General features: G+C 74.2%; 15 protein-coding genes. 6 read left to right on the plus strand and 9 right to left on the minus strand.

From position 1 onward, the window contains the following. Positions 1 to 48 precede the first annotated feature (48 nt). The 9 genes from B9W62_RS09470 to B9W62_RS09510 all read right to left on the minus strand — a co-directional run bounded on the left by B9W62_RS09470 (position 49) and on the right by B9W62_RS09510 (position 17839). Entirely contained in the window at positions 49 to 2841 is a 2793-nt protein-coding gene (locus tag B9W62_RS09470; protein ID WP_087806758.1) for an undecylprodigiosin ligase RedH, read from the minus strand. A gap of 22 nt (positions 2842 to 2863) precedes the next feature. After that, positions 2864 to 3952: a class I SAM-dependent methyltransferase gene (locus B9W62_RS09475; RefSeq protein WP_087806759.1), complete on the minus strand. Its 1089-nt coding sequence runs from the start codon at positions 3950 to 3952 to the stop codon at positions 2864 to 2866. Next, the gene (locus B9W62_RS09480) at positions 3940 to 4782 is read right to left on the minus strand and encodes a thioesterase II family protein (RefSeq protein ID WP_087806760.1); all 843 of its coding nucleotides are present in this window, start codon (positions 4780 to 4782) and stop codon (positions 3940 to 3942) included. Before B9W62_RS09480 ends, B9W62_RS09475 begins: the two co-directional genes overlap by 13 nt. Continuing rightward, the gene (locus B9W62_RS09485; RefSeq protein ID WP_087806761.1) at positions 4769 to 5809 is read right to left on the minus strand and encodes an NAD-dependent epimerase/dehydratase family protein; all 1041 of its coding nucleotides are present in this window, start codon (positions 5807 to 5809) and stop codon (positions 4769 to 4771) included. The genes B9W62_RS09480 and B9W62_RS09485 overlap by 14 nt, the downstream gene beginning before the upstream one ends. A 3-nt stretch (positions 5810 to 5812) precedes the next feature. Then, complete coding sequence (locus B9W62_RS09490; RefSeq protein WP_256976256.1) at positions 5813 to 12757, minus strand: type I polyketide synthase; 6945 nt, start codon at positions 12755 to 12757, stop codon at positions 5813 to 5815. Positions 12758 to 12784: 27 nt separating this feature from the next. After that, positions 12785 to 14383 (minus strand): L-proline--[L-prolyl-carrier protein] ligase RedM, encoded by a 1599-nt coding sequence (gene redM, locus B9W62_RS09495; RefSeq protein ID WP_087806763.1) that lies wholly within the window; start codon positions 14381 to 14383, stop codon positions 12785 to 12787. A 119-nt stretch (positions 14384 to 14502) separates the two neighbouring features. Further along, positions 14503 to 16512, minus strand: coding sequence for an aminotransferase class I/II-fold pyridoxal phosphate-dependent enzyme (locus tag B9W62_RS09500; protein ID WP_087806764.1), 2010 nt, complete (start codon positions 16510 to 16512; stop codon positions 14503 to 14505). After that, entirely contained in the window at positions 16509 to 16772 is a 264-nt protein-coding gene (locus B9W62_RS09505; RefSeq protein ID WP_003973132.1) for an acyl carrier protein, read from the minus strand. The genes B9W62_RS09500 and B9W62_RS09505 overlap by 4 nt, the downstream gene beginning before the upstream one ends. A gap of 59 nt (positions 16773 to 16831) precedes the next feature. Next, a complete protein-coding gene (locus B9W62_RS09510) occupies positions 16832 to 17839 on the minus strand; it encodes a beta-ketoacyl-ACP synthase III (RefSeq protein ID WP_087806765.1) in 1008 nt (335 codons plus the stop codon). A 368-nt stretch (positions 17840 to 18207) separates the two neighbouring features. On the opposite strand from B9W62_RS09510, the gene B9W62_RS09515 reads away from it, so the two are divergent. The 6 genes from B9W62_RS09515 (at position 18208) to B9W62_RS09540 (ending at position 23411) form a co-directional block, all read left to right on the plus strand. Beyond that, positions 18208 to 18453, plus strand: coding sequence for an acyl carrier protein (locus tag B9W62_RS09515; protein WP_003973134.1), 246 nt, complete (start codon positions 18208 to 18210; stop codon positions 18451 to 18453). Further along, on the plus strand, positions 18450 to 19673 hold the full coding sequence (locus tag B9W62_RS09520; protein WP_087806766.1) for a beta-ketoacyl-[acyl-carrier-protein] synthase family protein: 1224 nt from the start codon (positions 18450 to 18452) through the stop codon (positions 19671 to 19673). The genes B9W62_RS09515 and B9W62_RS09520 overlap by 4 nt, the downstream gene beginning before the upstream one ends. A 193-nt stretch (positions 19674 to 19866) precedes the next feature. Beyond that, a complete protein-coding gene (locus B9W62_RS09525; RefSeq protein WP_087806767.1) occupies positions 19867 to 20307 on the plus strand; it encodes a DUF6041 domain-containing protein in 441 nt (146 codons plus the stop codon). Positions 20308 to 20314: 7 nt separating this feature from the next. Continuing rightward, positions 20315 to 21205 carry a DUF6206 family protein gene (locus B9W62_RS09530; RefSeq protein ID WP_087806768.1) on the plus strand — a complete coding sequence of 297 codons (891 nt, stop codon included), beginning with the start codon at positions 20315 to 20317 and terminating at the stop codon, positions 21203 to 21205. Positions 21206 to 21281: 76 nt separating this feature from the next. Continuing rightward, on the plus strand, positions 21282 to 22115 hold the full coding sequence (locus B9W62_RS09535; RefSeq protein WP_373433678.1) for a 4'-phosphopantetheinyl transferase family protein: 834 nt from the start codon (positions 21282 to 21284) through the stop codon (positions 22113 to 22115). A gap of 96 nt (positions 22116 to 22211) precedes the next feature. Next, on the plus strand, positions 22212 to 23411 hold the full coding sequence (locus B9W62_RS09540) for a nitroreductase family protein (RefSeq protein WP_087806769.1): 1200 nt from the start codon (positions 22212 to 22214) through the stop codon (positions 23409 to 23411). Positions 23412 to 23658 lie beyond the last annotated feature (247 nt).

Consider the following 23658-nt stretch of genomic DNA (forward strand, 5'->3'; position numbering starts at 1 on the left):
CCGCCCCGTGCGGGGCGGCCGTGGTCTGCGGTGCGGCGCGGGCGGCGTTCAGTCGCCGGCGGCCCGGGCCGGGGCGCCGTCGGCCTCCGGCGTGCTCCGCGGGTCGTCGGTGCCGGCGCTCTCGACGACCTCGACCGTGCCCGCGTCGCCGTCGACCACGATCAGGTCGCCGGTGTTGATGCGCTGGGTGGCGTCCTTGGTGTTCACCACCGACGGGACGTGGAACTCGCGGGCCACGATGGAGCTGTGCGAGAGCATCGACCCGATGTCGGTGACGACTCCGCCCGCGATGGCGAACAGCGGCGTCCAGGAGGCGTCCGTGTACCGGGTCACGAGGATCTCCCCGGCCTCGAACTCGTCGGCCTGCCACACCAGGTCCTCGACGATGCGGGCGCGGCCCACGATGCGTCCGGGGCTGGCGGCCAGGCCCTCGAGCCGGGCGCCGTCGGCGGCGGGCCGCACCGAGGCGGTGATGTCGTGCACGCCGACGAAGGTCAACGGCGGTTCCGGGAGCCGCTTGTTGTGCTCGTGCAGCCGGCGGGCCGCGTCGACGCGGGCCCGGTCGAAGACGCGCACGGCGTCCTCGTCGCCGGCGAGGTAGCGGCGTACGTCCTCGAAGTCCAGGTGGGCGACCTCGTCCAGGGAGTGCAGGACGCCGTCGGCGACCAGGCGCCGGCCGACCTCGTAGACCACGTTCCGCACCAGCCAGATGGACGTGATCATGGACATCCGGGTGGTCTCGCGCAGTTCGCTGCACAGGGCGTACAGGGAGATGACGGTGTCCAGGACCTGGCGCTTGGGCATCGGCAGCCGGCCCAGCACCTCGCGGGAGTCGTCGGACCAGGCACTGCCGCGCCGCAGGATGTCGTCGATGGAGAAGCCGTCGGCGACGTAGCGCCGGATCATCTGGAAGAGGTACGAGGGGTCGTCGATCCACCTCGGGTGGGTGATCTCCATCTCCTGGTGGCCGCGGGTGCCGTTGGCGCGCAGGAAGGGCTCCATGTGCCGGTCCCAGAAGCGCTGTCCGGCGGGGTCCGCGCGCAGCAGCCGGGCGATGTCCTTCAGCGGCTCGTCCTTGATGATCCTGAGGACGGCGGGGTCGTTCTTGGCGGCCTGGGCGACCGCCCAGACCTCCTTCGCCGACTCGACGGTGCGCAGGCTGGACATGTCGGTCTTGACGCGGTTCTGGAGGCCGGTGCCGTCGCTGCCGAGCCAGCGGGCGCACAGCTCGGTGAGCAGGCCGTAGAACGCGAACGCGTTGATGTAGTAGGGCATGTAGCCGACGTGCATGTCGTGGAACCAGGCGAGGTCCCGGTGGAGTTCGCCGTGCAGCTCGCGCCTGCTCATCCGGGTCAGGTCGAGGCCGCGGGCCCGGTCGAACTCGTAGAGCCGGGCGTCGACCATCTGCTGGGAGCGGGACTTCATCCGCGTCATCTCACGGGCCGTGTGCTGGAGCCAGTGGACGGTGGACCGCAGGTCCTCCATGCCTCCGGGGAAGGTGCCGAACGGGTTCTCGTAGGTGGCGAGGTCGACTTCCTCGCTGACGAAGCGGCTGGTGAAGTGGCGCTGGTCGCGGGTGGGCAGGCACTGGGCCAGCAGGTAGGAGCTGTAGGAGATGTTGAGGTAGACGTGCCCCTGGTAGAAGCCCATGTGCAGGTCCGCCTCGCCGGTGTCGCGCACGCCGAGGGCGCCCGCGCAGTCCGTGTGGACGTTGCGCTGGTAGTAGCGGGCGAAGCTGAGGCCGAGCGGGGTCATCAGGCCGACGAAGATCTCGCCGATGTCCATCCGCGACCACAGGGTGCCGTTGAGGACCGGCTCCGGCTGCGGCGCGACGTAGGGGCTGAGCGCCCCGGACGGGGCCGCGGGGGCGGCGGGGCGGGTGGTGATGGGCCGGGTCTGGAACAGGTGGAAGGCGCCGTCCCGCAGGCCCCACTCGATGTCCTGCTCGCTGCCGTAGAGGTCGCGGATCCGGACGGCCAGGGCACCGAGTTCGCGCAGCTGGTCATGGGTGAGGCAGGGGACGTTGCGGGACGCGGCGTCGACCTTCGTCATGCCGATGCGGCCGGGTTCCAGCGGCGCGCACTTGGTGACCTTGTAGCGCACCCGCTCCTCGACGACGTCCAGTTTCTCGTCGTCGAGCACGAAGAAGTCGCTGGAGACCTGCCCCGAGACCAGTCCCTCCCCCAGCCCCTGGCAGGCCTCCACCACCAGGCGGTGCGGGCGGGGGTTGACCGGGTCTACGGTGAACAGGACGCCGCTGACGTCGGTGTGGATCATCTCCTGGACGACCACGGCGAGGGAGTCGGGGGCGTCGGTGTCCCGGTAGACGGTGGCGCGGTCGGACCACAGCGAGGCCCAGCAGCGCAGGACCGCGTCGAGGACGTCCTCGTCGCCGCTGACGTCGAGGACCGTGTCGTGCTGGCCGGCGAAGGACTGGGCCGCGGAGTCCTCCCGCAGTCCGGAGGAGCGCACCGCCACCCGGGGGCGGCCCATGCTGCCGTAGGCGTCGAGGACGGCGTCCGCGATCGGGGCGGGCATCCGGGTGCCCAGGATGCGCTCGCGCATCGTGCGGGGGTCGGCGCCCGGTGCCTCGGCGGCGATCCCGGTCTCCCGGAGGTAGGCGTCGAAGAGGGCGGTGGTCAGGCAGAACGCGGGCGGGACGGGCAGTCCGGCGGCGGAGAGCTCGGCGAGGCGGGTGCCCTTGCCGCCCAGTTCCCCCCGGTGGCCGCCGGCCGGGACGCCCGTGCCCAGGGTGACGACACAGGCGGCGTGGCCGGCCGGGTCCGTGACCGGGGTGCCGGTTTCCGTGGCGGTCGTCGAGTCGCTGACGTGCGTGTCCATGGCGGGTGTGTCTCCTCGGCGGTCAGGCGTACGCGACGCGCTTGCTGGTGCCCGTGAAGGCGTGGAACTGCTCGCCCGGGACGATCCGGGTGGCCTCGACGTCGTCGAACCCGGCCTGGCGGAACTGGTCCGCCAGCTCGTCGGCCTGCGGCAGCGGACCGCCGAAGTCGGCGTAGGTGAACCAGAGGTTGAGCGCCTCCAGGCCGACGTTGCCGCCCTTGCAGGAGGTGGTGAGCAGCAGCTTCCCGCCGGGCGCCAGCAGGTCGTGGGCCCGGCGCAGGGCGTCGACGCGCTCGGCCTCGGGGAAGTAGTAGATGTTGTTGTGCAGGGTGACGAGGTCGAACTGGGGCTGTGCGTCGAGGGTGCGCAGGTCGGCCTGGCGGGTCTCGACCCGGTCGGTCAGTCCCCACTCGGCCATGTTGGCCGCGGCGCTGTCGGCCACGTCCTGCTGGAGGTCGACGGCGAGCGCCGACAGGCGGGGGTTGAGCGCGGCGGCGTAGCGGACGTAGGCGCCGCTGCCGCAGCCGACCTCCAGGAGCCGGACGGGCGCGTCCCGGTCCAGGGTGCGGGCGATGGCCTCCTCGACCAGCGGCTGGATCACCCGGGTGGAGCGGGCGATGACCAGGCCGTCCTGGTCGTCGAGGGAGAAGCGGCGGCCCTCGCGCAGCATGCGGGGCCCGTTGAGCAGGGCGGGCACGTGGAAGCGCAGGACCTCCTCCAGTGCCGCGGCGATGGCGTCGTTGGCGGGCTGGGCGAGCGCCTTCGCGGGCAGGCTGCGCAGCTTGTAGCAGCCCTCGCGCTTGCCCAGATCGCCGAGGCGGATGCCCATGTCCAGCCACTCCTTGAGCCGCGGCAGGTCCTCGTCGGCGACGCCGAGCCGTTCCGCGAGCGACTCCAGGTCGCAGGGGCGTACGGCGAGGGCGCCGAGTACGCCGGAGCTCGCCGCCGAGGCCAGGAAGGCGGCCCGGTACACCGGTTCCACGAAGCCCTTGGACAGGGCCAGGAGCAGCGGCATGTGCGGGTTGCCGAGCACCTTGGTCACGGTGCGCAGATCGGTCAGCGGCGCCTCGACGCGGCTGCCGACGCTCTTGGCCAGGCTCAGAATGTCCATGTTGCTTCCCTTGTTGCCTTCCTGTGCGGGGTGGTGCCGAGGGCGTCGAGTTCGGTGCCCAGGTGGGCGAGCAGCCGGTCGCGGGACGGGCCGCCGTTCAGGAAGAAGTGGTTGCCCGGCAGGTGGCGCCGCAGGAACGAGCCGGTGGTGTAGGGCCGCCAGGCCTCGACCATCTCCGGAGTGGCGATCGGGTCCGCGGCGGCGGAGAACGCGGTCGTCGGGCAGTCCAGCGGCGGCCGGGGGTGCCAGCCGTAGCGCTCGCAGGCGCGCAGGTCGGCGCGGAGCACCGGGAGCCTGCGGTCGAAGTAGGCGGCGCCCAGGGTGTCCGCGTCGCCGAGGCCGCCCAGGTCCCGGATCACCTCGCGCAGCGCGGCGTCGGACAGGGTGTGGTCGACGCGGTCGCCGTACAGGTGCGGGGCCCGGCTGCCGGAGACGAACAGGTGGCGGGGCAGCGGCCGTCCGCGCCGGCGCAGCACGCAGGCCACCTCGTAGGCGAGCAGCGCGCCCATGCTGTGTCCGAACAGGGCGTAGTCGCGGGCCAGCCGGTGCTCGTCCAGGGCCTCCGCGACCGCTTCGGCGAGGGGCTCCATGGTGTCGTAGGGCCGCTCGCGCAGGCGCAGTCCGCGGCCGGGCAGTTGTACGGGCACGACGGCGACCTCGTCGCCCAGGTGCTCCTGCCAGCCGCGGAACGCGGAGACCGTGCCCCCGGCGTAGGGGAAGCAGACCAGGCGCAGCGGGGCGGTGGCCGGGTCGAGGGGCTCGGCGGCCGGTGCCGCCACCGGGCGGGGGAACCAGGCAGCCCGCTGGGAGAGCAGGTCAGCGGGCGACATGGGCGCGTCCCTCGGGCGAGTCGAGCCAGGCGACGGTGCGCCGCATGCCCTCCTGGAAGTCGACCTCTCCCTTGAAGCCCAGCTCCTCCTGGGCGCGCCCGATCGGGTAGGACTGGTCGCGGTCGAAGAGGTGGACGGCGTGCCGGGTCAGGACGGGCCGGGAGTTGATGCGCAGCGCGCCCCACAGCTTCTCGGAGGCCGTGGCGACGGCGGTCGCGAGGGGGGTGGGCAGGCTCAGCCAGGGGGCCTTCACGCCCAGACCCTCGGCGAGCGCCTCGACGTACTGGCGCCAGGTGGTCTCGTGCGGGTCGCGCAGGTTGTAGGCCCGGCCCGCGGTGTGCTCGCCGGTCGCGGCGGCGATGATGCCGTCCACGGCGTTGGAGACGTAGAGCAGCCCGGCGGGCACCCGGCCGCCGCGGATGTAGACCATCTGCTTGCCCAGCAGCAGGTTCGCGATCTCGATCACGAAGTCCTTGCTGCCGGGACCGTAGACGGAGACGGGGCGGACCACGGTGACCGGCAGGCCGGTGCGTTCCGCGGCCGCCCACACGGCGCGCTCGCCGAGCGTCTTGCTGCGGTTGTAGGGCAGTCCGATGTCGCGCGGGGCGGTGGTCTCGTCGCAGGGCCGCTCGGGGTAGCCGTAGACGTCGGTGGTGCTGAGGTGGACCAGGCGCTCGACCGTCCCGGCCTCGTGGGCCGCTTCCACGAGGTTCCTGGCGCCGTCCACGTTGACCGCGCGGAACCGGTCCCAGGGGCCCCAGTCGGCCGAGATTCCGGCGCAGTTGTAGACGTGCCGGACCCCTCGGGCGGCCCGGCGCAGGCTGTCGGTGTCACCGAGGTCGCCGATGGTGATCTGGGCGGCCGCCCCGGCGAAGGCCGCGCGGTCGCTCGTGGAGCGCGCCAGGACGCGGACGCGGTGCCCGCGCTCGGCCAGGCGGTGCACCAGATGACCGCCGATGAAGCCACTGGCACCGGTGACCAGGATGTCGGGGGCGGCGGGCGGGCTGTCTTGGCTGAGTGAGGACATGGATCACACCAGGAGGTCGAGGGAGCGTTCGAGGTCTGCTTCGCTGTGGTCGGCGTTGATGAAGAAGCGGAGCCTGCACTGGTCGCGGGGGACGGCGGGGTAGCCGATCGGCATGACGTTGACGCCGCGCTCCAGCAGCGAGTTGGAGAGCGCCATCGTCTTCTCCCAGTCGCCGGTGATCACGGGGATCACCGCGGAGAGGCGGGAGACGCCGACGTCGAGACCGCGGGCGCGGGCGCCGGCCCGGAAGAACTCGGCGAGTTCCTGGACGCGGGCGACCCGTTCGGGCTCGTCCTGGACGACGCGCAGCGCCTCCAGCGCGGCGGCGGCGTTCGCCGGCGAGATGCCGGTGGAGAAGATGTGCAGCGGCGCGGTGAACTTGAGGTACTCGATGATCGGGCGGCGGGCCGCGATGTAGCCGCCCAGGCTGCCCAGTGCCTTGCTGAGGGTGCCCATCCACAGGTCGACGTCGGCCGGGTCGGTGCCGTAGTGCTCGCCCACGCCCCGGCCGGTGCGGCCCAGGACGCCGATGGAGTGCGCCTCGTCGATCATCAGCATGGCGCCGTGGCGCTTCTTGACCTCGATGAAGCGCGGCAGGTCGGGGATGTCGCCGTCCTGGCTGTAGGCGCCCTCGATGACGACGAGTGCCCTGCGGTGCGCGGCCCGTGCTCCGGTCAGGATGCGGTCGAGGGCGGCCCAGTCGTTGTGCGGGAAGGACCGCCGCCGGGCGCCGGAGAGGATGCAGCCGCGCACGGTGCTGTCGTGGATCCAGGCGTCGTGCACCACCAGGTCCTCGGGACCGAACAGGTGGCCGACGGTGGCGACGTTGGTGGCGTGTCCGCCGGAGAAGACGATGGCCGCCTCGGTTCCGATGAACCGTGCTATCTCGGCCTCGAGTTCGTGGTGCAGCGGGGTCTCGCCGAACAGCAGCGGGGTGGCGGAGGCCGAGGTGCCGTAGCGGTCCACGGCGTCCCTGGCGGCCTGGCGCACCCGGGGGTGGTGGGAGAGCGCGAGGTAGTTGAAGGCCGCGAAGTTGACGACCTTGGTGCCGTCGACCGTGGCGAGCGCGGCGTTGAAGCCCTCGTGGGTGCGGCCGTAGGGGTTGGCGCCGCCGGTCTCGGTCTGCCGGAGCCTGCCCTGGAGTTCGGCGTACTCCGCCCAGTCCTCGAAGACGCGCTCCTGGCGGACGGGGGTGGCGGGCGCGGGGGCCGGGCCGGGGGCGGCGGGTACGGCGGCGGAAGCGGCGGGCGCGGGGGCCGGGGCCGCCTGGGCCGGGGCGGCGGGTGCCGCGGGCGCGAACCCCTGCGGCGGGTACGGCTGGGGGACGTAGTAGGCGTACGCGGGGGCGCCGTGCGGCGGGTAGCCGTACGGGTACGGGTAGGGCACTCCGGGCTGCGGGACGGGGGCGGCGACGGCGTAGCCGTGGGCCGGGGCCGGGAAGGCGCCGTACGGACCGTACGGCGGGGCCGGGGCGGGCGGCGCGGGTACGGCCGCGGGGTGCACGGGGTGCACGGGGTGCGAGGGGTGGGGCGGGAACGCGCCCGCCCCGGTGCCCGTGCCGACGGTGTGAGCGGCGTGGGTGTGGGCCGCGTGGGTGTGGGCGCCGTCGCGGTCGTCGCCGGCGGCGAGCCGGCCGATGATGTCCTGCACCGTGGGGTCCTCCGGCAGGTCCTGGAGCGTGTGCATCCGTTGGGGGAAGCGGTCCGTGAGACGGCGCTGGAGGTCGGTCCGCATCAGCGAGTCGAACCCCAGCTCGAGACCCAGCCGGGCGTGCGCCGGCAGGTCGGCCACGGGGAATCCGCAGACGCGGGCGACGGTGTCGAGCACGGTGCGGGAGACCTCGCCCGCCGGGTCCGTCGGGACTGTGCCCGTCACCGTGGGCTGGGACGGCATGGGATCGCCTTCCTGATCGGGAGTGGTGGCCCGGAACCGGTAGGTCCGGCGCTCGAAGGGCGTGTGCGGCAGCGGAACCCGGCCGGGCGGGTGCTCGCCGTCCAGGGCGGACCAGTCCACGCTTCCGCCGGCGCACTGGTAGCCGCCCAGCGACCGCAGCAGGGTGCGCCGGCCGGAGGCGCCGCGGCGCAGCGAGGGCAGCCACAGCGTGGGGCGCCCCTCGTCCTGGGGGCCGTCGGCGACGGCGGACCGGCCGAGGTTCAGCAGGGTGGGGTGCGGGCCGATCTCGACGAACGCGTCGCAGCCCGCGCCCCCCTCGGTGACCCGGTCGCGGAGGCGGGTGAAGCCGTCGGCGAAACGCACGGTGCCGAGCAGGTGGCGGACCCAGTACGCGGCGTCCACCTCGGCCACGGGTTCGCCGGTGGCGTCGGAGATCCACGGGATGAGCGGGGGGCGGAACTCGACGGCGCGGGCGGCCTTGGCCAGCGGCTCGGCGGCGCCCGCCATCAGCGGTGAGTGGAAGGCGTGCGAGACGGCGAGCGGCCGGACGGTGACCCCCTTGCGCTCCAGGTCGCCGCGGAGTGCCGCGACGCGGTCGGCCGGGCCGGAGAACACCAGGTTGCGGGGGGCGTTGACCGCGGCGAGGGCCACCCCGTCGTGGCCGGCGGCGATCTCGCGCACCGTCTCCGGGTCGCCGACGCAGGCGATCATCGCGCCCTCGCCGGGCTGTTCGTCCATGGCGCGCCCGCGGACGACCGCCAGTGTGAGGGCGTCCTCCAGGGAGAGGACACCGGCGACGCACGCGGCGGCGAAGGCGCCGACGCTGTGCCCGAGTACGGCGGCCGGGCGGACCCCGCAGCTCGTCCACAGGTCGGCGAGGGCGACTTCGAGGGCGACCAGGGCGGGCTGGCAGTACCGGGTGCGGGCCAGGTCCTCGGCGTGCCCCGGGTCGAAGAGCAGGTCGAGCAGCGGGATCTCGCCCAGGCCGCGCAACGCCGCGTCGGCGCGGCGCAGGGTGCGGGCGAAGACGGGGTGGGCGTCGTACAGGTCGCGGCCCATGCCCGGGTACTGGGTGCCCTGGCCGCCGAAGAGGAAGGCGACGGTGGGCGCGGCGCTGCCCGCCGGTCCCCCGCGGGCCACGTCGACGCTGGGCTCGCGGCGGATCAGCGTCTCCAGTGCGGCGTCGAGTTCGTCCCGGGTTCCGGCGGTGAGGACCGCCCGGTGCGGCAGGGCGGAGCGGCCGGTGTTGGCGGAGCGGCACAGGGCGGCGAGCGACACGTCGGGACGGGCCGCGAGATGGGTGCGGTAGCGGCCGGCCAGGGTGGCCAGGGCGGTCTCGGTGTGCGCGGACAGGGACAGGGCGTGCGCGGTGCCGTCGGGGTCGTGGGACTCGGCGGCGGGCGCCGGGACTTCTGGCGCGGACTCGACGATCACATGGGCGTTGGTGCCGCCGAAGCCGAAGGAGCTGACGCCGGCGCGCAGCGTGCCCCCGGCGCGCAGGGCCCGGCGGGTGGTGGGCACCGCCAGGCCGGAACCGGCCCAGTCCAGGTGCCGGTTGGGCGTGGTCAGGTGCAGCAGCGGCGGTACCTCCCGCTCCCGGACCACGAACACGGCCTTGATGAGCCCGGCGATGCCGGCGGCCGCCTCCAGGTGGCCGATGCCGGTCTTCACCGAGCCGACCTGGCAGGGCGCGTCGGCGGGGCGGCCGTGGCCGTAGACGCCGGCCAGGGACTCCCATTCGATGGGGTCGCCGAGGGCGGTGCCGGTGCCGTGCGCCTCGACGTAGTCGACCTGCCCGGGCTCCAGTCCGGCCCGGGCCAGCGCCCCGGTCATCACGGCGCGCTGGGCCGTGCTGCGGGGCGCGGTCAGGCCGTTGGCCCGGCCGCCGTGGCCGAGCGCGGAGCCGGTGAGCACGGCGTGCACGCGGTCGCCGTCGGCGAGGGCGGCGGACAGCGGCTTGAGGCACACCAGGCCCGCGCCCTCGCCGCGGACGTAGCCGTCGGCGCCGTCGTCGAAGGTGCGGCAGCGTCCGCCGGGGCCGAGCATCCCGCCCCGGGCCAGCGCCTCGGACAGTCCCGGCGTCAGCGTCAGGTTGACGCCGCCCGCGAGGGCGACGCCGCACTCGCCGTCCCGCAGGCTGCGCAGCGCGGTGTGCACGGCGGCGAGCGAGGAGGAGCAGGCGGTGTCGAGGGCGAGGCTGGGTCCGGTCAGGTCGAAGAAGTAGGAGAGCCGGCCCGCCGCCACGGACTGGGCGTTGCCGGTGGCGGAGTACATGTCGACGACGTCGGGGTGGGGCATCTGGAGATCGGCGTAGTCGTGCCCGCTGATCCCGACGAAGACGCCGGTGTCCGAGCCCGCCAGGGAGGAGGGGGCGATGCCCGCGTCCTCGAAGGTCTGCCAGGCGACCTCCAGGAGCAGCCGCTGCTGGGGGTCCATGCGTTCGGCCTCGCGGGCGGAGATGCCGAAGAAGCGGGCGTCGAAGTCGTACACGTGGTCCAGGAACCCGCCCGGCCGGGCGCCGGGTCCCCCGGCGTCGCCCTGCCGGTCGGCGGGCGCCTCGCCCACGGCGTCCCGGCCGTCGCACAGCAGCCGCCAGTAGCTGTCGGGGTCGGGTGCGCCGGGGAACCGGCAGCCGATGCCGATCACGGCGACGGGCTCGTCGGCGCGCCCCCGGGCGGCGTCGGGGCCGGGGCTCCGCCGGTGCGCATGCGGGGAGCCTTCCGCGCCGGGTTCGGTGACGTGGGCGGCGAGGGCCTCGACCGTCGGGTGGTCGTAGAGGGTGGCCGGGGTCACGGGGGTGCCGAGCCAGTCGCCGAACGGGGCGGCGAGGGCCACGGCCTGCTTGGAGTCCAGGCCCAGCGAGGTGAAGGGCGCCGTCGTGTCGATCACCGAGGGGCGCAGGCCCAGCCGGGCGGCGACGGCCCGCCGCAGCCAGTCCACGGCCTGGACCCGGGTCCGCTCCGGCGCGGGCGTGAGCGTGGGCGCGGTGTCGGCGAGTGCGGCTGCGGGCGCGAGCGGGGTGTCGGCGAGCGCGGCCCGGCACAGCGCGGTGAGGGAAGGGGCGCCGTCCGGCTCGGGACCGGTCAGGAGTTCACCGACGTCGAGGGTGACGCCGAGGCGCTCGGACAGCAGCCGTACGGCGGTCAGCAACCGCGGGTAGCGCGAGGTGCCGTCGGGCGCGTCCGTCGCCGCGCGGTCGAGGGCGTCGGCGACGAGGGCGGCCGTACGGTCCGGGTGGGTGGGGGCGTGCGGGGAGGGGGCGTCCGGCAGGCCGCCGTCCTGGACGACGCTCGCGGCCACCACGGGCAGTTCGAGGTCGAGCAGGCGCTGCCGGCAGGCGCCCCGCTGGATCTTGCCGCTGGTGGTGCGCGGCACCGAGGAGCGCTTGAGCAGCACGACGGTGTGCGGTGTCACCTGGTGCTCGTCGGCGATGGCGCTGCGCAGCCGGGCGAGCAGGGTGTGCGGGTCCCCGGCGCCGGGTCCGCCGATCTCGTAGGCGAGCGCGAGCTGTTCGCCGTCGGCGGTGGGAATGCCGAACGCCGCGCCGTACCCGGCACGCAGGCCGGCGCCGACCCGCTCGGCCGTCTGCTCCACGTCCTGCGGGTGGATGTTGCGGCCCTGGACGATGACGACGTCCTTGGTCCTGCCGACCACGTAGAGCTGGCCGTCGTGGCGGAACCCGACGTCGCCGGTGCGCAGCCAGTCGGTGCCGGCTTCGCCGTCGACGCGGGTGGCGAAGACCTCCGGGGCGGCCTCGGGGCGCCCCCAGTAGCCACGGGCGACGCCGGGTCCGGCGACCCGGATCTCGGCGACGGTGCCGTCGGGGACCCGGCGGCCGGAGGCGGCGTCGACCACCGCGACCTCGACGTCGGCGACGGGGGCCCCGCAGCCGACGACGCGGGTGGTGCGGACGCTGCCGGGGTCCGCGGGACGCGCGGTGCCCGCCTCCAGGGCCGCCGCGTCGAAGGACTCCACCACCGGCGCGTCGCCCGGTTCCACGCCGGTGACCATGAGGGTCGCCTCGGCGAGGCCGTAGCAGGGCAGCAGCGCGGTGCGGTCGAAGCCGGCCGGGGCGAAGTACGCGGCGAACCGGTCGAGGGTGTCGGGGCGGATGGGCTCGGCACCGTTCAGGGCCAGGCGCCAGCGGCTCAGGTCCAGGCCGGCCCGCTGCTCGGGGGTGATCCGGCGCAGGCACTGCTCGAAACCGAAGTTGGGTGCGACGCTGGTGGAGGCGCCGGTGCGGGAGAGGGTCTGGAGCCACAGCAGCGGGCGCTGCACGAAGGTCGTCGGCGCCATGAGGTGCGCGGGGAAGCCGCCGTACACCGGGGTGAGGATGCCGCCGATGAGCCCCATGTCGTGGTACGGCGGCAGCCAGGAGACCATGCCGGAGTCCGCGTCGTGCCCGAGCCTGAGGTGGATGGAGCGCAGGTTGCGCACCAGGTTGCCGTGTTCCACCATCACGCCCTTGGGCGCGGCGGTGGAACCCGAGGTGTACTGGAGGAAGGCCAGCGACCGCGCCGTACCGCCGGGGTCCTCCCAGGAGGCCGTGGACTCGCCGGTGTAGAGGTCCTCGGTCACCAGCCAGTGCACGCCGTCGAGTTCGGTGCCGACGTGGCCGGTGCCACCGGCGGCGACGGCGTCGCGGACCCGGCGGGTGGTGAGGGCGTGGGTGGCGGCGCAGTCCCGGGCGATGGCCGCGAGCCGGGGCACCGTCTGGCCGAACCGGGCGTTGTCCGGCGGGTAGGCGGGGACGGCCACGGCACCGGCGTAGAGGCAGCCGAAGAACGCGGCGAGGTAGTCGAGGCCCGGCGGGTGCAGCAGCAGCACCGGGCCCTCCCCCACCCCGGCCTGCCGCAGGTGGGCGGCCACCTCGCGGGCGTGCAGGTCGAGTTCGCGGTAGGTCCAGGCGACGGACGTGCCGTCGGCGTCGGTGAGGAAGCGGTGGGCGAGGGCGTCCGGGGTGTGCTCCGCCCGGTGTCGCAGCAGGGCCGTGACCGTCTCCGGTTCGGGTCCCTGCCAGTGCTCGTGCAGCGGGTCCGTCGGCCCCTGGCTCACGTTCTTCTCCCTGCGGTTCCGGGCCATCTACCGGGCCGTTCCGAGCGGCAGCGCCGGGCTGGGCGCGGCGTCGAGACCGAGTCGGCGGTAGTCGGTCTTGCCGTTGGGGTTGAGCGGCATCCGGTCCAGGCGGACGGCGCCGTGCGGCACCATGTAGGTCGGCAGGTGCCGAGCGCAGTGCCGCTTGAGCTCCACCAGGCCGATCCGGTCGGCGCCCTCCCGCAGGGTGTAGTAGAGCCGCAGCCGTGCCTTGGGGCCCGAGCCGTCGACCAGGACGGCGGCTTCCGCGATGCCGGGGTGGCGCAGCGCGGCGGCCTCGATCTCGCCCAGCTCGATCCGGTAGCCGGAGAGCTTCACCATGCGGTCCTTGCGCCCGCGGTAGACCAGCCGGCCGTCCTCCTCGTAGCTGACCAGGTCGCCCGTGGGGTGCACGCCCCGGCAGTGGGCGGCGGAGACGGGCTCGTCGGCGCGCCGCCAGTAGCCGGGGGTCACGCACACGCCCGAGACGTGGAGTTCGCCGATCGCGCCGGGCTCCCGCACGGTGCGTCCGGCGTCGTCCACCACCGTGGTCCCGGCGCCGGTGATGGGCAGGCCGATCGGCACGGGGGTGGCCCGGACCAGGTCCTCGGGGCGCACCCGGTGGTAGGTGCAGACGTTGGTCTCGGTGGGGCCGTAGAGGTTGTAGAGCGGGGTGCCGGGCGGGAGCAGTTCGCCGAGCGCGCGCAGCTGCGGGACGGGGAAGACCTCACCGGCGAACAGGACGTAGCGCAGGCTCGCGGCGTGCTCGCGGGTGAGTGCCGCGGAGGTGGTCAGCAGGTGCAGGACCGAGGGGACGGAGTACCAGACGGTGATCCGGTGCCGGCGGATGCCCTCGGCCAGCGCGGTGACGTCCTTGGCCGCCGCGTCGGGGACGATCCACAGCGCGGCGCCGCAGGACAGCGCGGTGAAGAGGTCGAAGGTGCTCAGGTCGAAGTTGAAGGAGGCGTGGCCCGCGAACACGTCGTCGGGGCCGACGTCCAGCTCGTCACGGGCCCAGGCCACGAAGTTGGCCAGTGAGCCGTGCGAGATCTGCACCCCCTTGGGCGTGCCGGTGGACCCCGAGGTGTAGAGGATGGCGGCGAGGTCGCCGGGCGTGAGGGAGGGCAGCAGGGTGACCCGCCCGGCGCGGTCCTGCTCCCAGCTCTCCCAGGGGGCGACCGGGATGCCGCCCACGGTGTCGGGCAGAGCGTCGCCGACGGCCACGACCGTGGCGACCGAGGCCGGCAGGTCGTCGTCCCCGAGCAGGGCGGCGTGGTGCGCGTCGGTGAACAGGACCACGGGTTCGGCGTCCGCCAGGATGGTCCGCACCCTGTTCACCGGCTGGCCGCCGTCCAGGGGGACGTAGGCGCATCCGGCCTCCAGGGCGGCGACGATCGCCTCGGCGTAGCGCGGCTGCTTGTCCATCCACACCGCGATCCGGTCGCCGACGTGGGTCCCCAGGCTGAGCAGGTGGGCGGCCACGGCCTCGACCCGGGCGGTGAACTCCCCGTACGTCAGGGGGTCGGCGCCCACGAAGGCGGGGCGGGCCGCGTGCTGCGCGGAGGTGTCCTGTGGCAGGCGTATCACGGAGGGAGTGGCGGCGCTCATGGGGTACAGGCCCTTCTCCTTGACGTGCGTGGGTTGCCAGGGGGCCCGGCCGGGCAGGGAGGGGGCCTGCCCGGCCGGACGTGCGGCGGGAAGTGGTGCGGGTCGGGTGGGAAGGGCCGCTAGGGCGTGCCCGGCAGCACGCCGGTCTCCCGGGCGGCGTCGACGAAGATCTCGGCGGCCAGCTCCAGGTCCCGCGGCGTGTGTTCGCAGGTGACGCTGACCCGCAGCCGGGCGTCGCCGAGGGGGACGCCGGGGTAGACCACGGTCTGGCAGAACAGGCCCCGGGCGCGCACCGCCCGGCCCATCTCCATCGCCCGGCGTTCGTCGCCGATGACGATGGGCAGGATCGCGCTCTCGGAGTGCTCCAGGTCGAACCCGGCGTCCAGGAGCCGGTCCCGCAGCGTGCCGATGTTGGTCCACAGCCGCTTGAGGCGCTCGGGCTCGGACTCGATGACGTCGATGGAGGCGATCAGTCCGGCGGCGACCCCGGCGGGGATGTTCGCGGCGAAGACGTAGGAGTTGGAGTAGTAGCGCAGGTACTCGACGACCTCCTCCTCGCCGACCACGAACCCGCCCATGCCGGCCAGGGACTTGCTCATCGTGCCCAGCTCCAGGTCGACCTCGCCCTTGAGCCCGAAGTGCTCGGCGGTGCCGGAACCGCGTACCCCGAGGACGCCGGTGGCGTGGGCGTCGTCGATCATCACGCGGGCGTCGTACTCCTTGGCCAGCCGGACGATCTCGGGCAGGTCGCACACGTCGCCGTGCATGCTGAAGACGCCGTCCGCGACGATCAGCCGGCCGCCGGTGCCCTCCGCGGCGCTGCGGCTGAGGATCCGCTCCAGGTCGGCCATGTCGTTGTGCCGGTAGATCTTGCGCACGGCGCCGGAGAGCCGGGCCCCGTCGACGATGCTCATGTGGTTGAGGCGGTCGACGACGAGGGTGTCGTAGCTCTTGACCAGGGCCGAGATGGCGCCGAGGTTCGCGGAGTAGCCGCCGGGATAGACGATGCAGGCGGGCCGCTGCTTGAAGGCGGCCAGGCGGCGCTCCAGTTCCTTGTGCAGCATGTTGGTGCCGCCGATGAACCGGGAGCCGGTGTGGGTGGCGCCGAAGGTGCGGGTGGCGTCGACGACGGCCTCGATCACGCTCGGGTGGTTGGCGAGGCCGAGGTAGTTGTTGGAGGCGAACATGAGGAACTCGCGCTCGCGGCCCTCCAGTTCGTCGAAGATGACGGCGCGGTTCCCGCACTGGGAGTGCAGCGGCATGCCGTACCAATACAGGCGGTCCTTCTCGCGGGAGCGCAGGTATCCGGCGAAGCTGCGGGTCTTGGCGAACAGGTCGGCATCGCGCTGCTCGGTGAAGTCCTTCATGGAGCGGTGGTCCCAGCCGTCCGGGCCGGAAGCGGGCGCGGTCCCGGACCGGCCGGGGTCCGAACCCTCCGAACCCTCCGAACCCTCCGGGCCCGTCGCCGGTGCCGTCGCCGGTGCCGTCGCCGGTGGCGCCGCGACGAAGCCGCGCAGGGCGTCGGCCAGGGCGCGCAGGGTCGTGGCGCCGGCGACGTCCGGGGCGGCCCCCGTGCGCCCGAGCCGCTCGGTGGCCTCCGCGACGACGGAGGTCAGGACGACCGAGTCGACGCCCAGTTCGCCCTCCAGGTCGGCGTCGAGGTCGAGCTGGTGCCGCTGGTACTGGGTCTGCCGCATGGCGGCGGCGACCACGGCCTCGGTGACGGGGTCGTCGGCCCCCGCGGCATCTGCCCCCGAGTCACCTTCCCCCGGGGCACCGGCAGCCGTGTCACCGGCGGTCGGAGCGGACCCTGCGGACCCCGCGGCCGCCGCGGCCGGTGCCACCGGAGCGGGCCGGTCGTCGCCGGGGCCGGCCAGCGCCGCGGCCACGGCGTCGACGAGTTCGCCGACGGTCGTCGGACCGGTGGGCAGCGCGGCCGGCAGGCCGAAGTGCTCGCGGACGGAGACCAGGACGGATTCCAGGATGACGGAGTCGATGCCGAGATCGGCCTCGAAGTGGCTCTCCGGCCGCAGGTGGCTCTCGTCGTACAGGGTGCGGGCGGCGATGACCTGCACGACGCGTTCGCGGATCCGCGCGGTGTCCGGGTGTGCGTTCACGGTGTCGGTCATGCCGCGGTTCCCCCCTCGTTCTGCCGGAGCCGGTCGACCAGGGCGCAGATCGCGTTGACGGACCTGAAGTTCTGCAACGTGACCTCCGGCAGCGGCACCGTGACGCGGAACTCGCCCTGGAGGTAGTGGACGAGGTCGAAGATGGCGGCGGAGTCGATGATGTTGAGCTCCGCGATGGGGGTGTCCGGCTCCAGGCCTTCGGCGTCGCCGCCCATCCAGGCGTCGGCGATGTAGTCGGTGATCAGTTTCCGAGGAGTCATGGTCGTCCTTGGTTCATCGGTCGTCTGCGCGCGCTGCGGCCGGGCCCGGCCGGCCGCCCTCAGACCGGATCGATGGCGGGCCAGGTCAGGGCGGCGGCACCCCAGGTGAGGCCGCCGCCGAAGGCGGTGAGGAGCACCCGGTCGCCGGGCCGGAGGGTCCCCCGGGCGTGCGCGTGGTCGAGCGCGAGGGGGATGGAGGCGGCGGCGGTGTTGCCCACCTCGGCGATGTTGCTGACGCTGCGCTCGCGGGGAATGCCGATCTCGTCGGCCAGTCGGGCGGTGATGCGGTGGTTGGCCTGGTGGCTGACCAGCCAGTCCACGTCCGCCACGTGCCAGCCCGCCCGGTCGAGCACGCTCTCCGCGCACTCGCCCATGCGCTGGACGGCGAGCCAGAAGACCCGCTTGCCCTCCATGGTGAAGTAGCGGTCGGCGAGGTCGTCCGGCGCCACCGTGCCCGGCCGCGGCGGCCCGCCGGACGGCACGGTGATCAGGTCCACGCCGGTGCCGTCGCTGCCCAGCCGCAGCGGGCCGAGGGCTCCGGTCTCCGCCGCCTCCCCGGCGCGCAGCACGACGGCGCCGGCTCCGTCACCGAAGATCACCGAGGTGGAGCGGTCCCGCGGGTTGAGGATGCGGGAGAACGTCTCCGCGCCGATGACCAGGACCCGTTCCGCCGCGCCGGAGGCGATCAGACCGGACCCGGTGGCGAGCCCGTACAGGAAGCCGGAGCACACCGCGGCCACGTCGAACGCCGGGACCGGGCCGGCCCCCAGCCGGGCCGCCACCGTCGGCGCCGTCGCCGGGCAGGGCCGGTCCGGGGTGGTGGTGGCCACGACCACCGCGTCGATCTCGTCCGCGGTCAGGCGCGCGGACTTCAGCGCCCGCTCGGCGGCGCCGGCCGCCAGGTCGGAGGTGTGGGTGCCGTCCTCGGCCACGTAGCGCTGCGCGATCCCCGTACGGGCCCGGATCCACTCGTCCGAGGTGTCCATCGTCCGCTCCAGCTCGGCGTTGGTGACGCACCGGGACGGCAGACAGGAACCCAGGCCGGCCACCACGGACGCCCGGGTCACCGGGCACCGCCCGCGGAGCGGCCGCGGTGCGCGGCGGGCCTGGTGCGGGGGCGGAGACGGGAAACCACGTGTGTGCTCCTCGCGTGATGGACGGTTTGCCGGCCGGCGGGGGTGGGGAGTAGGCCCGGGCCCTCCGGCCGCACCGAGTCTGGCCGGGGACCCTGACCGGGCGCTGACGGCTGACTGACCGCGGCCCCCGTCGGCCGGGGACCCGTCGTGGGTCAGCGAGCCGTCAGCGAGCCGTCAGCGCACCGCCCCAGACTTGCCGGAGCGTCGCATCGCCGCCGCGCCCCCGGCCGGCCCCGCCCCACCGGCGGGCCGGGGCGGCGTTGGGCGAACGATCCACCCAGGAAAGGCGGACCACACTGATGAGCACCACCTACGACAAGCTCGTTGATCTGCTGGTCGACGGTTTCGCGGTGGACCGCGCTGCGATCCGTCCGGACGTGACCTTCGAAGAGCTGGAGATGGACTCGCTGTTCCTCGTGGAACTGCTGCTCGTCATCCAGTCCGAGTTCGGCGTGAAGATCAGCGACGACGCCGCGGTCCCCACGGACACCATCGCCCACGCGGTGGCGCTGGTCGACAACGAGATCGCGGCCACCGCGTCATGACCGACCCCTCCCTCGCCGTGACCGGGCTGGGTCTGGTGACCGCGGCCGGCCTGGGCGTCGACGCCACCTGGGAGGGGGTGCTGCGGGGACGGTCGGCGGGCGCCAAGGACGACCGGCTCGCCGGACTGCCCGTGGACATCGCCTGTGCGGTGCCGGGTTTGCAGCCGGCGCGCCACGTGGGCCGGCGCAGCGTCCTGATCCACGACCGCTTCGTGCAGCTGGCGATCGTGGCCGCCCGGGAGGCCGTGGCCGACGCCGGACTGGACCCGCTGACCTGGGACGGCGCCCGGGTCGGCGTGGTCGTCGGCTGCGGACTCGGCGGCGTGACGACGTGGGAGACCCAGCACCGGCGGCTGCTGGAGCGCGGTCCCGAGGCGGTGTCCGCGCTGCTGGTGCCGATGCTCGTGCCCAACATGGCGGCCGGGCACCTGGCGATGGACCTGCGCGCGCTGGGCCCGAACCTGGTGACCGCGACCGCCTGCGCCTCGGGCGGCACCGCGCTGGGCACCGCGGCCCGGCTGCTGCGGGACGGGACGTGCGACATCGTCGTGGCCGGTGGCAGCGAGGCGGGTGTCAGTCCGCTCATGGTCACCGGTTTCGCGCAGATGGGCGCGCTGTCGCGGCGTGTCGAGGACCCGGCGGCGGCGTCCAGGCCCTTCGACGCGGACCGGGACGGCTTCGTGATCGGGGAGGGCAGCGGCATGCTCGTCCTGGAGCGCGTGGCGGACGCCGAGGCCCGCGGCGCCGCGGTGCGCGCGCGGCTGGTGGGGCACGGCGCGTCGGCCGACGCCCACCACGTCACCGCGCCCGATCCCGAGGGCGTCGGCGCCCGGTTGGCGATGGAGGCGGCGCTCGCCCAGGCGGGCGTCGGCGGCCGCGACATCGACCACGTGAACGCGCACGGCACCTCGACACCCCTCAACGACGCGGCGGAGGCCGCGGTACTGCGCCGCCTGCTGGGCGACCGGGCGACGGTCACCTCGGCCAAGGGCGTCCTCGGGCACACGCTGGGCGCCGCCGGCGCGATCGAGGCGGCGCTGACCGTGCTGAGCATCGAGCGCTCCACCATTCCCCCGACCGCGAACCTGCGACGGCGGGATCCTGCCGTCGACCTGGACGTGGTCGCCGACGCTCCGCGGGAGCAGAAGGTGGAGCTGGCGATGAGCAACTCCTTCGGCTTCGGCGGGCAGAACGCGGTCCTGGTCTTCGCCTCCCCTTGACGGCCCGGGCCCGCCGACGGCCGCCGCCCGCGGTCTCCGGCCCGTGCCGCGGCCTCTCGTCGGCCCTCCGCCCCCGGCCTCTCCTCAGGCCCGTGCACCTCCCCTCCCCTCCCCTCCCGTCCCTTCCCGTCCCCTCTTTCGCGAGCGACCGCGCTCGCGGCACCGCCCGTCAACCACCGGAAGAAGCAGGCCCGTGACCGGACGAAACCTGATCCTCCAGCGCGTCGTCGGCGCGCTGTACATCCTCGCGGGGATAGGCAAGTTCTTCCCGCAGCTGGAGTCGGTGGAGGGGCGCCTCGACGACGCCTCGGAAGCCAACCGGGGGACCGTGATCTCCGGCCCCGTCGACTGGCTGGACCGCCACCCCACCGGCGTGATGTGGTTCGTCGCCCTCGCCATGGTCGCGGCCGGTGCCGCCCTGCTGTGGAACCGCCGGGGGCTCGTGATCGCCGCCCTCTACGGCCAGTTGCTGATGCTGGTGCTGTTCGTGGTGATCCTCGTGAGCAGTGTCCCGGAGATCCTGGTGATGGACGCGGCCTTCTTCGCCGCCGCGATCTACCTCCTGTACCGGTACCACGCGTCGCCGGGCGCCCGCACGGCCGCGCCCGCGGGCCCGGCCCCGGAAGGCCGGTGACCCGGTCATGACCTTCTCGATACCCGCCGACGCGCTCGACGCCCTGGAGGACGAGGTCGCACGGGCGCTGCGCACCACCGACGACCGGGCCCTGACCATCCTCGGCTACGGGGAGGTGACGCTGGTGCTGCGGCTGGAGACCGACGCGGGCGCGTTCGCGTGCAAGCGGCTGCCGGTCTTCCCCGCCCGGGACCGGCTGGACCGGCACTCCGCGCTGGTCGACGACTACGTCAACGGGCTGGACAAGGGGGGTGTCGCCGTCGCCGAGACCCGTATGTGGCACCGTCGGCTGCCGCGCGGCCGGGCCGTCGCCTACTGCGTCCAGGAGGCGCTGCCCGAGGACCGGCTGTGCTCGCGGCTGCTGCACACGGCGGGGCAGGCGTGGTGCGAGGGGTTCTTCACCCGGTTCCTGGACCGCGTCGAGGCGACCGTCACCCCGCGTCTGGGGCTCGACGGACAGGCGTCCAACTGGATCGACGTCGACGGCGAGTTGGTCTACCTGGACGTGACGACACCGCTGATGCGCGACGAGCGCGAGCGCGAACTCCTCGACGTGCCGCTGTTCTTCACCTCGCTGCCGTGGCTGGTACGGAGCGTGGTGCGGATGGCGATGACCAAGTCGATCTTCGACAAGTTCTACACGCCGCGCGGTGTGGTCCTCGACTTCCTCGGCAATCTCCACAAGGAGCGGCTGGAGCACCTGGTTCCCGGCTTCCTGGAGCAGGCCAACGCCCGCCTGGACCGGCCGCTGGACGCCGAGGAGGTCAGGGCGTACTACCGCGACGACGCGCGGATGTGGGAACTCATCCAGCGGCTGCGCAAAGCGGACCGTTTCGTCCACAACAAGATCCTGCACCGTCCGTATCCGTTCCTGCTGCCCCGCCATGTCGCACGCTGACACGGCCGTACGGCCGGCTCCCGGACCCGTCCCGGGCGCGGTGCCACAAGCGGCGCCCGGGACGGTACCGGCGCCGGTGCCCGAGCCGGTGCCGGTGCCCGGGGCGGTGCCGGTGCCGGTGCCGGTGCCGGGGGCGGTGTCCCCCACGGACCAGGTGGTGCTCGACGCGTCCCGGCCGCTGTGGATCACGCACCTGGGGCCGGAGCCACGGCGTCTCACGCTCGCCGTGGTGTCCATCGCCCGGCTGCGCGAGCGCGGCCCGCACGCCCTTGCCGCCCTGCGGTCGCGGTATCTGACGCCCGCCGAGACGGAGCAGGCCGCTGCCCTGCGCGTCCCCCGCCGGCGCGTCGAGTGGCTGGCCGGACGGCTGGCCCTCAAGCACGCGGTCAGCGCCCACGGCAGACGGCACTGGGACCTGGCCCGGGAGCCCCGCACCGTCGAGGTGCGCGCCGTGACCGGGGGCCTCCAGGCCGGGCGGCCGGTCGTGGACGCGCCGGTCGAGGTGGGCCTGACCCATTCGGGGGACTTCGCGGTCGCCGTGTGCGGCCCGCACGCCGTCGGAGTCGACCTGGAACACGACCGCCCCATGCCGCCGACCCTTGCCAGGGTGCTCGACGAGGAGTGCGACCCGAAGGCGCCGTCCGCCGACGCCCGGCGCCTGGCGGCCATGCCCGCCATGCTGCGCTGGACGTGCAAGGAGGCCGTGCTCAAGTACTACGGCTTCGGGCTGCGGGTCGACGCCGCTGAGGTGGCGCTGACCGGCTGGCTGCCGGACGGCCGCTTCACCTGGCGGCCCGGGGGCGGACTGCTGCGCCACGCCCCCGTCGCCGGGACACGGCGTCCGACCGGGTGGGCCGGCGTGGTCGGCGGCCACCACCTGGCGCTGGTGGAACGGCCCGTGGGCCGCTGAGGACGGTGTTCAGGACGTACCGGGCGTCCGGGCCCGCGCACGGGCCCGTGGTCCACCGCGTGCGCGGCATGTGAAGAGGAGGAAGAGGAGACCGCCATGACGACTCGCAGGACAGACCGCGCCACCCCCGCCGCGGCCGCGGACGCGGCCACCTTCGCGCAGGCGCTGGAGACGGCGTCCGGGCCGGCGGCGCTGAGTCCCTCCTCCCACAACTGCCAGCCGTGGGGTCTGGGCCGGGCCGTGAGCGCGGCGGCCCGCCGGACGGCGGCGGACCTGACCGGCACGGAAGCGGACGAGTACCTGGTCCTGGCCCTCGACCGTGAGCGGGAGTTGACGGCGCTGGCCGCGCACGCGGTGGAGATGGAGGTGAGCTGCGGCGTCTACTGGCGGATTCTGCTGCGCGGCCTGGCCGCCCAGGGCTGGTCGGCCGCGGCGGTGCGCGTCCTGGACGGCGGCGCGGGTCCCGGTACGGCGAGCGGGCCCGGCGGCGGCCCTTCGTTCGGTGCCGGATGGCCGTCGGCGTGGACGCCGCTGTGCGTGGTGGCGCTGCGCCCCGCACCGCCCTCCGGGGAACGGACGGCCGACCTGTACGAGACCGCGCTCGCCCGCCGTACCCACCGCGGGCCCTACGGGCGGCAGCCGGTGGCCCCCGCACTGCTGCGCGACCTGGAGGCGCCCGGCCCGCCCGGGGCCGGTACACATCCGGTCCACCTCCGGCACCTGACACGGCGGAGCGATCTGCGGGCCTTCGCCGCGTTCGTCGCCCGGCACGCGGGACGCGACTTCGGACACCGGGCCGCCTGGCGGGAGACGCATTCCTTCGTCCGCCGGGACACCGCGGACGCGGCCGCGCGGGGCGACGGGTTCACGCTGGAGCAGCTCTTCGGGCCGATGGCCCGGCCGCGCCGGACGGCGATGCGCCTCGCACTGGCCCCGACGACGATGCACCTGCTGGGAAAGGCCGGCTACCACCGGGTGCTGGCCGCCGGCCTCGCCGACATCGTGCGCCGCACTCCGGCCGTGGTGACCATGGGTTTCGCCGGGCAGGCGCCCACCCGCGCGGAGCAGCTCGAGGGCGGAGCGCGACTGGCCGACTACTGGTGGCGGGCGACCGGCCACGGCCTGTCCCTGCACCCCATCAGCATCGTCCTCCAGCACGACGACCTGCGCGGCCGTCTGGAGCGGGAACTGTCCCTGCCCGGCCGCACCTTCTTCGTGAGCCGGGTCGGGGTGGCCGGCTCCCCCGCCCCGCGCTCCCACCGGCGCGAGGATGCCGGCGTTCACGTGTCGTTCTGAGCCTCGCGGGTACCGGACCAGCGGCATTCACAAGATTCCGGGGAGGACCTTCCCGGGATTGAAACCACTTGGTATCAGTCTCTCACCGGGCCGTCGCAAGCCCCTCTCCATGCACGCACAAGCGTGCTAAGTTTGGCCGCATGACGCATATCGGGGGAATCAAAAAGAAAGGCGTCCGGCACCGACCCGCCATCGTCGGCGTCGACCCGCACGCCCTGTGCCGTCCCCATCCTTCCTGGTCGAAAGT

Source organism: Streptomyces sp. CS113 (assembly GCF_002188365.1).
GTDB lineage: Bacteria > Actinomycetota > Actinomycetes > Streptomycetales > Streptomycetaceae > Streptomyces > Streptomyces tendae.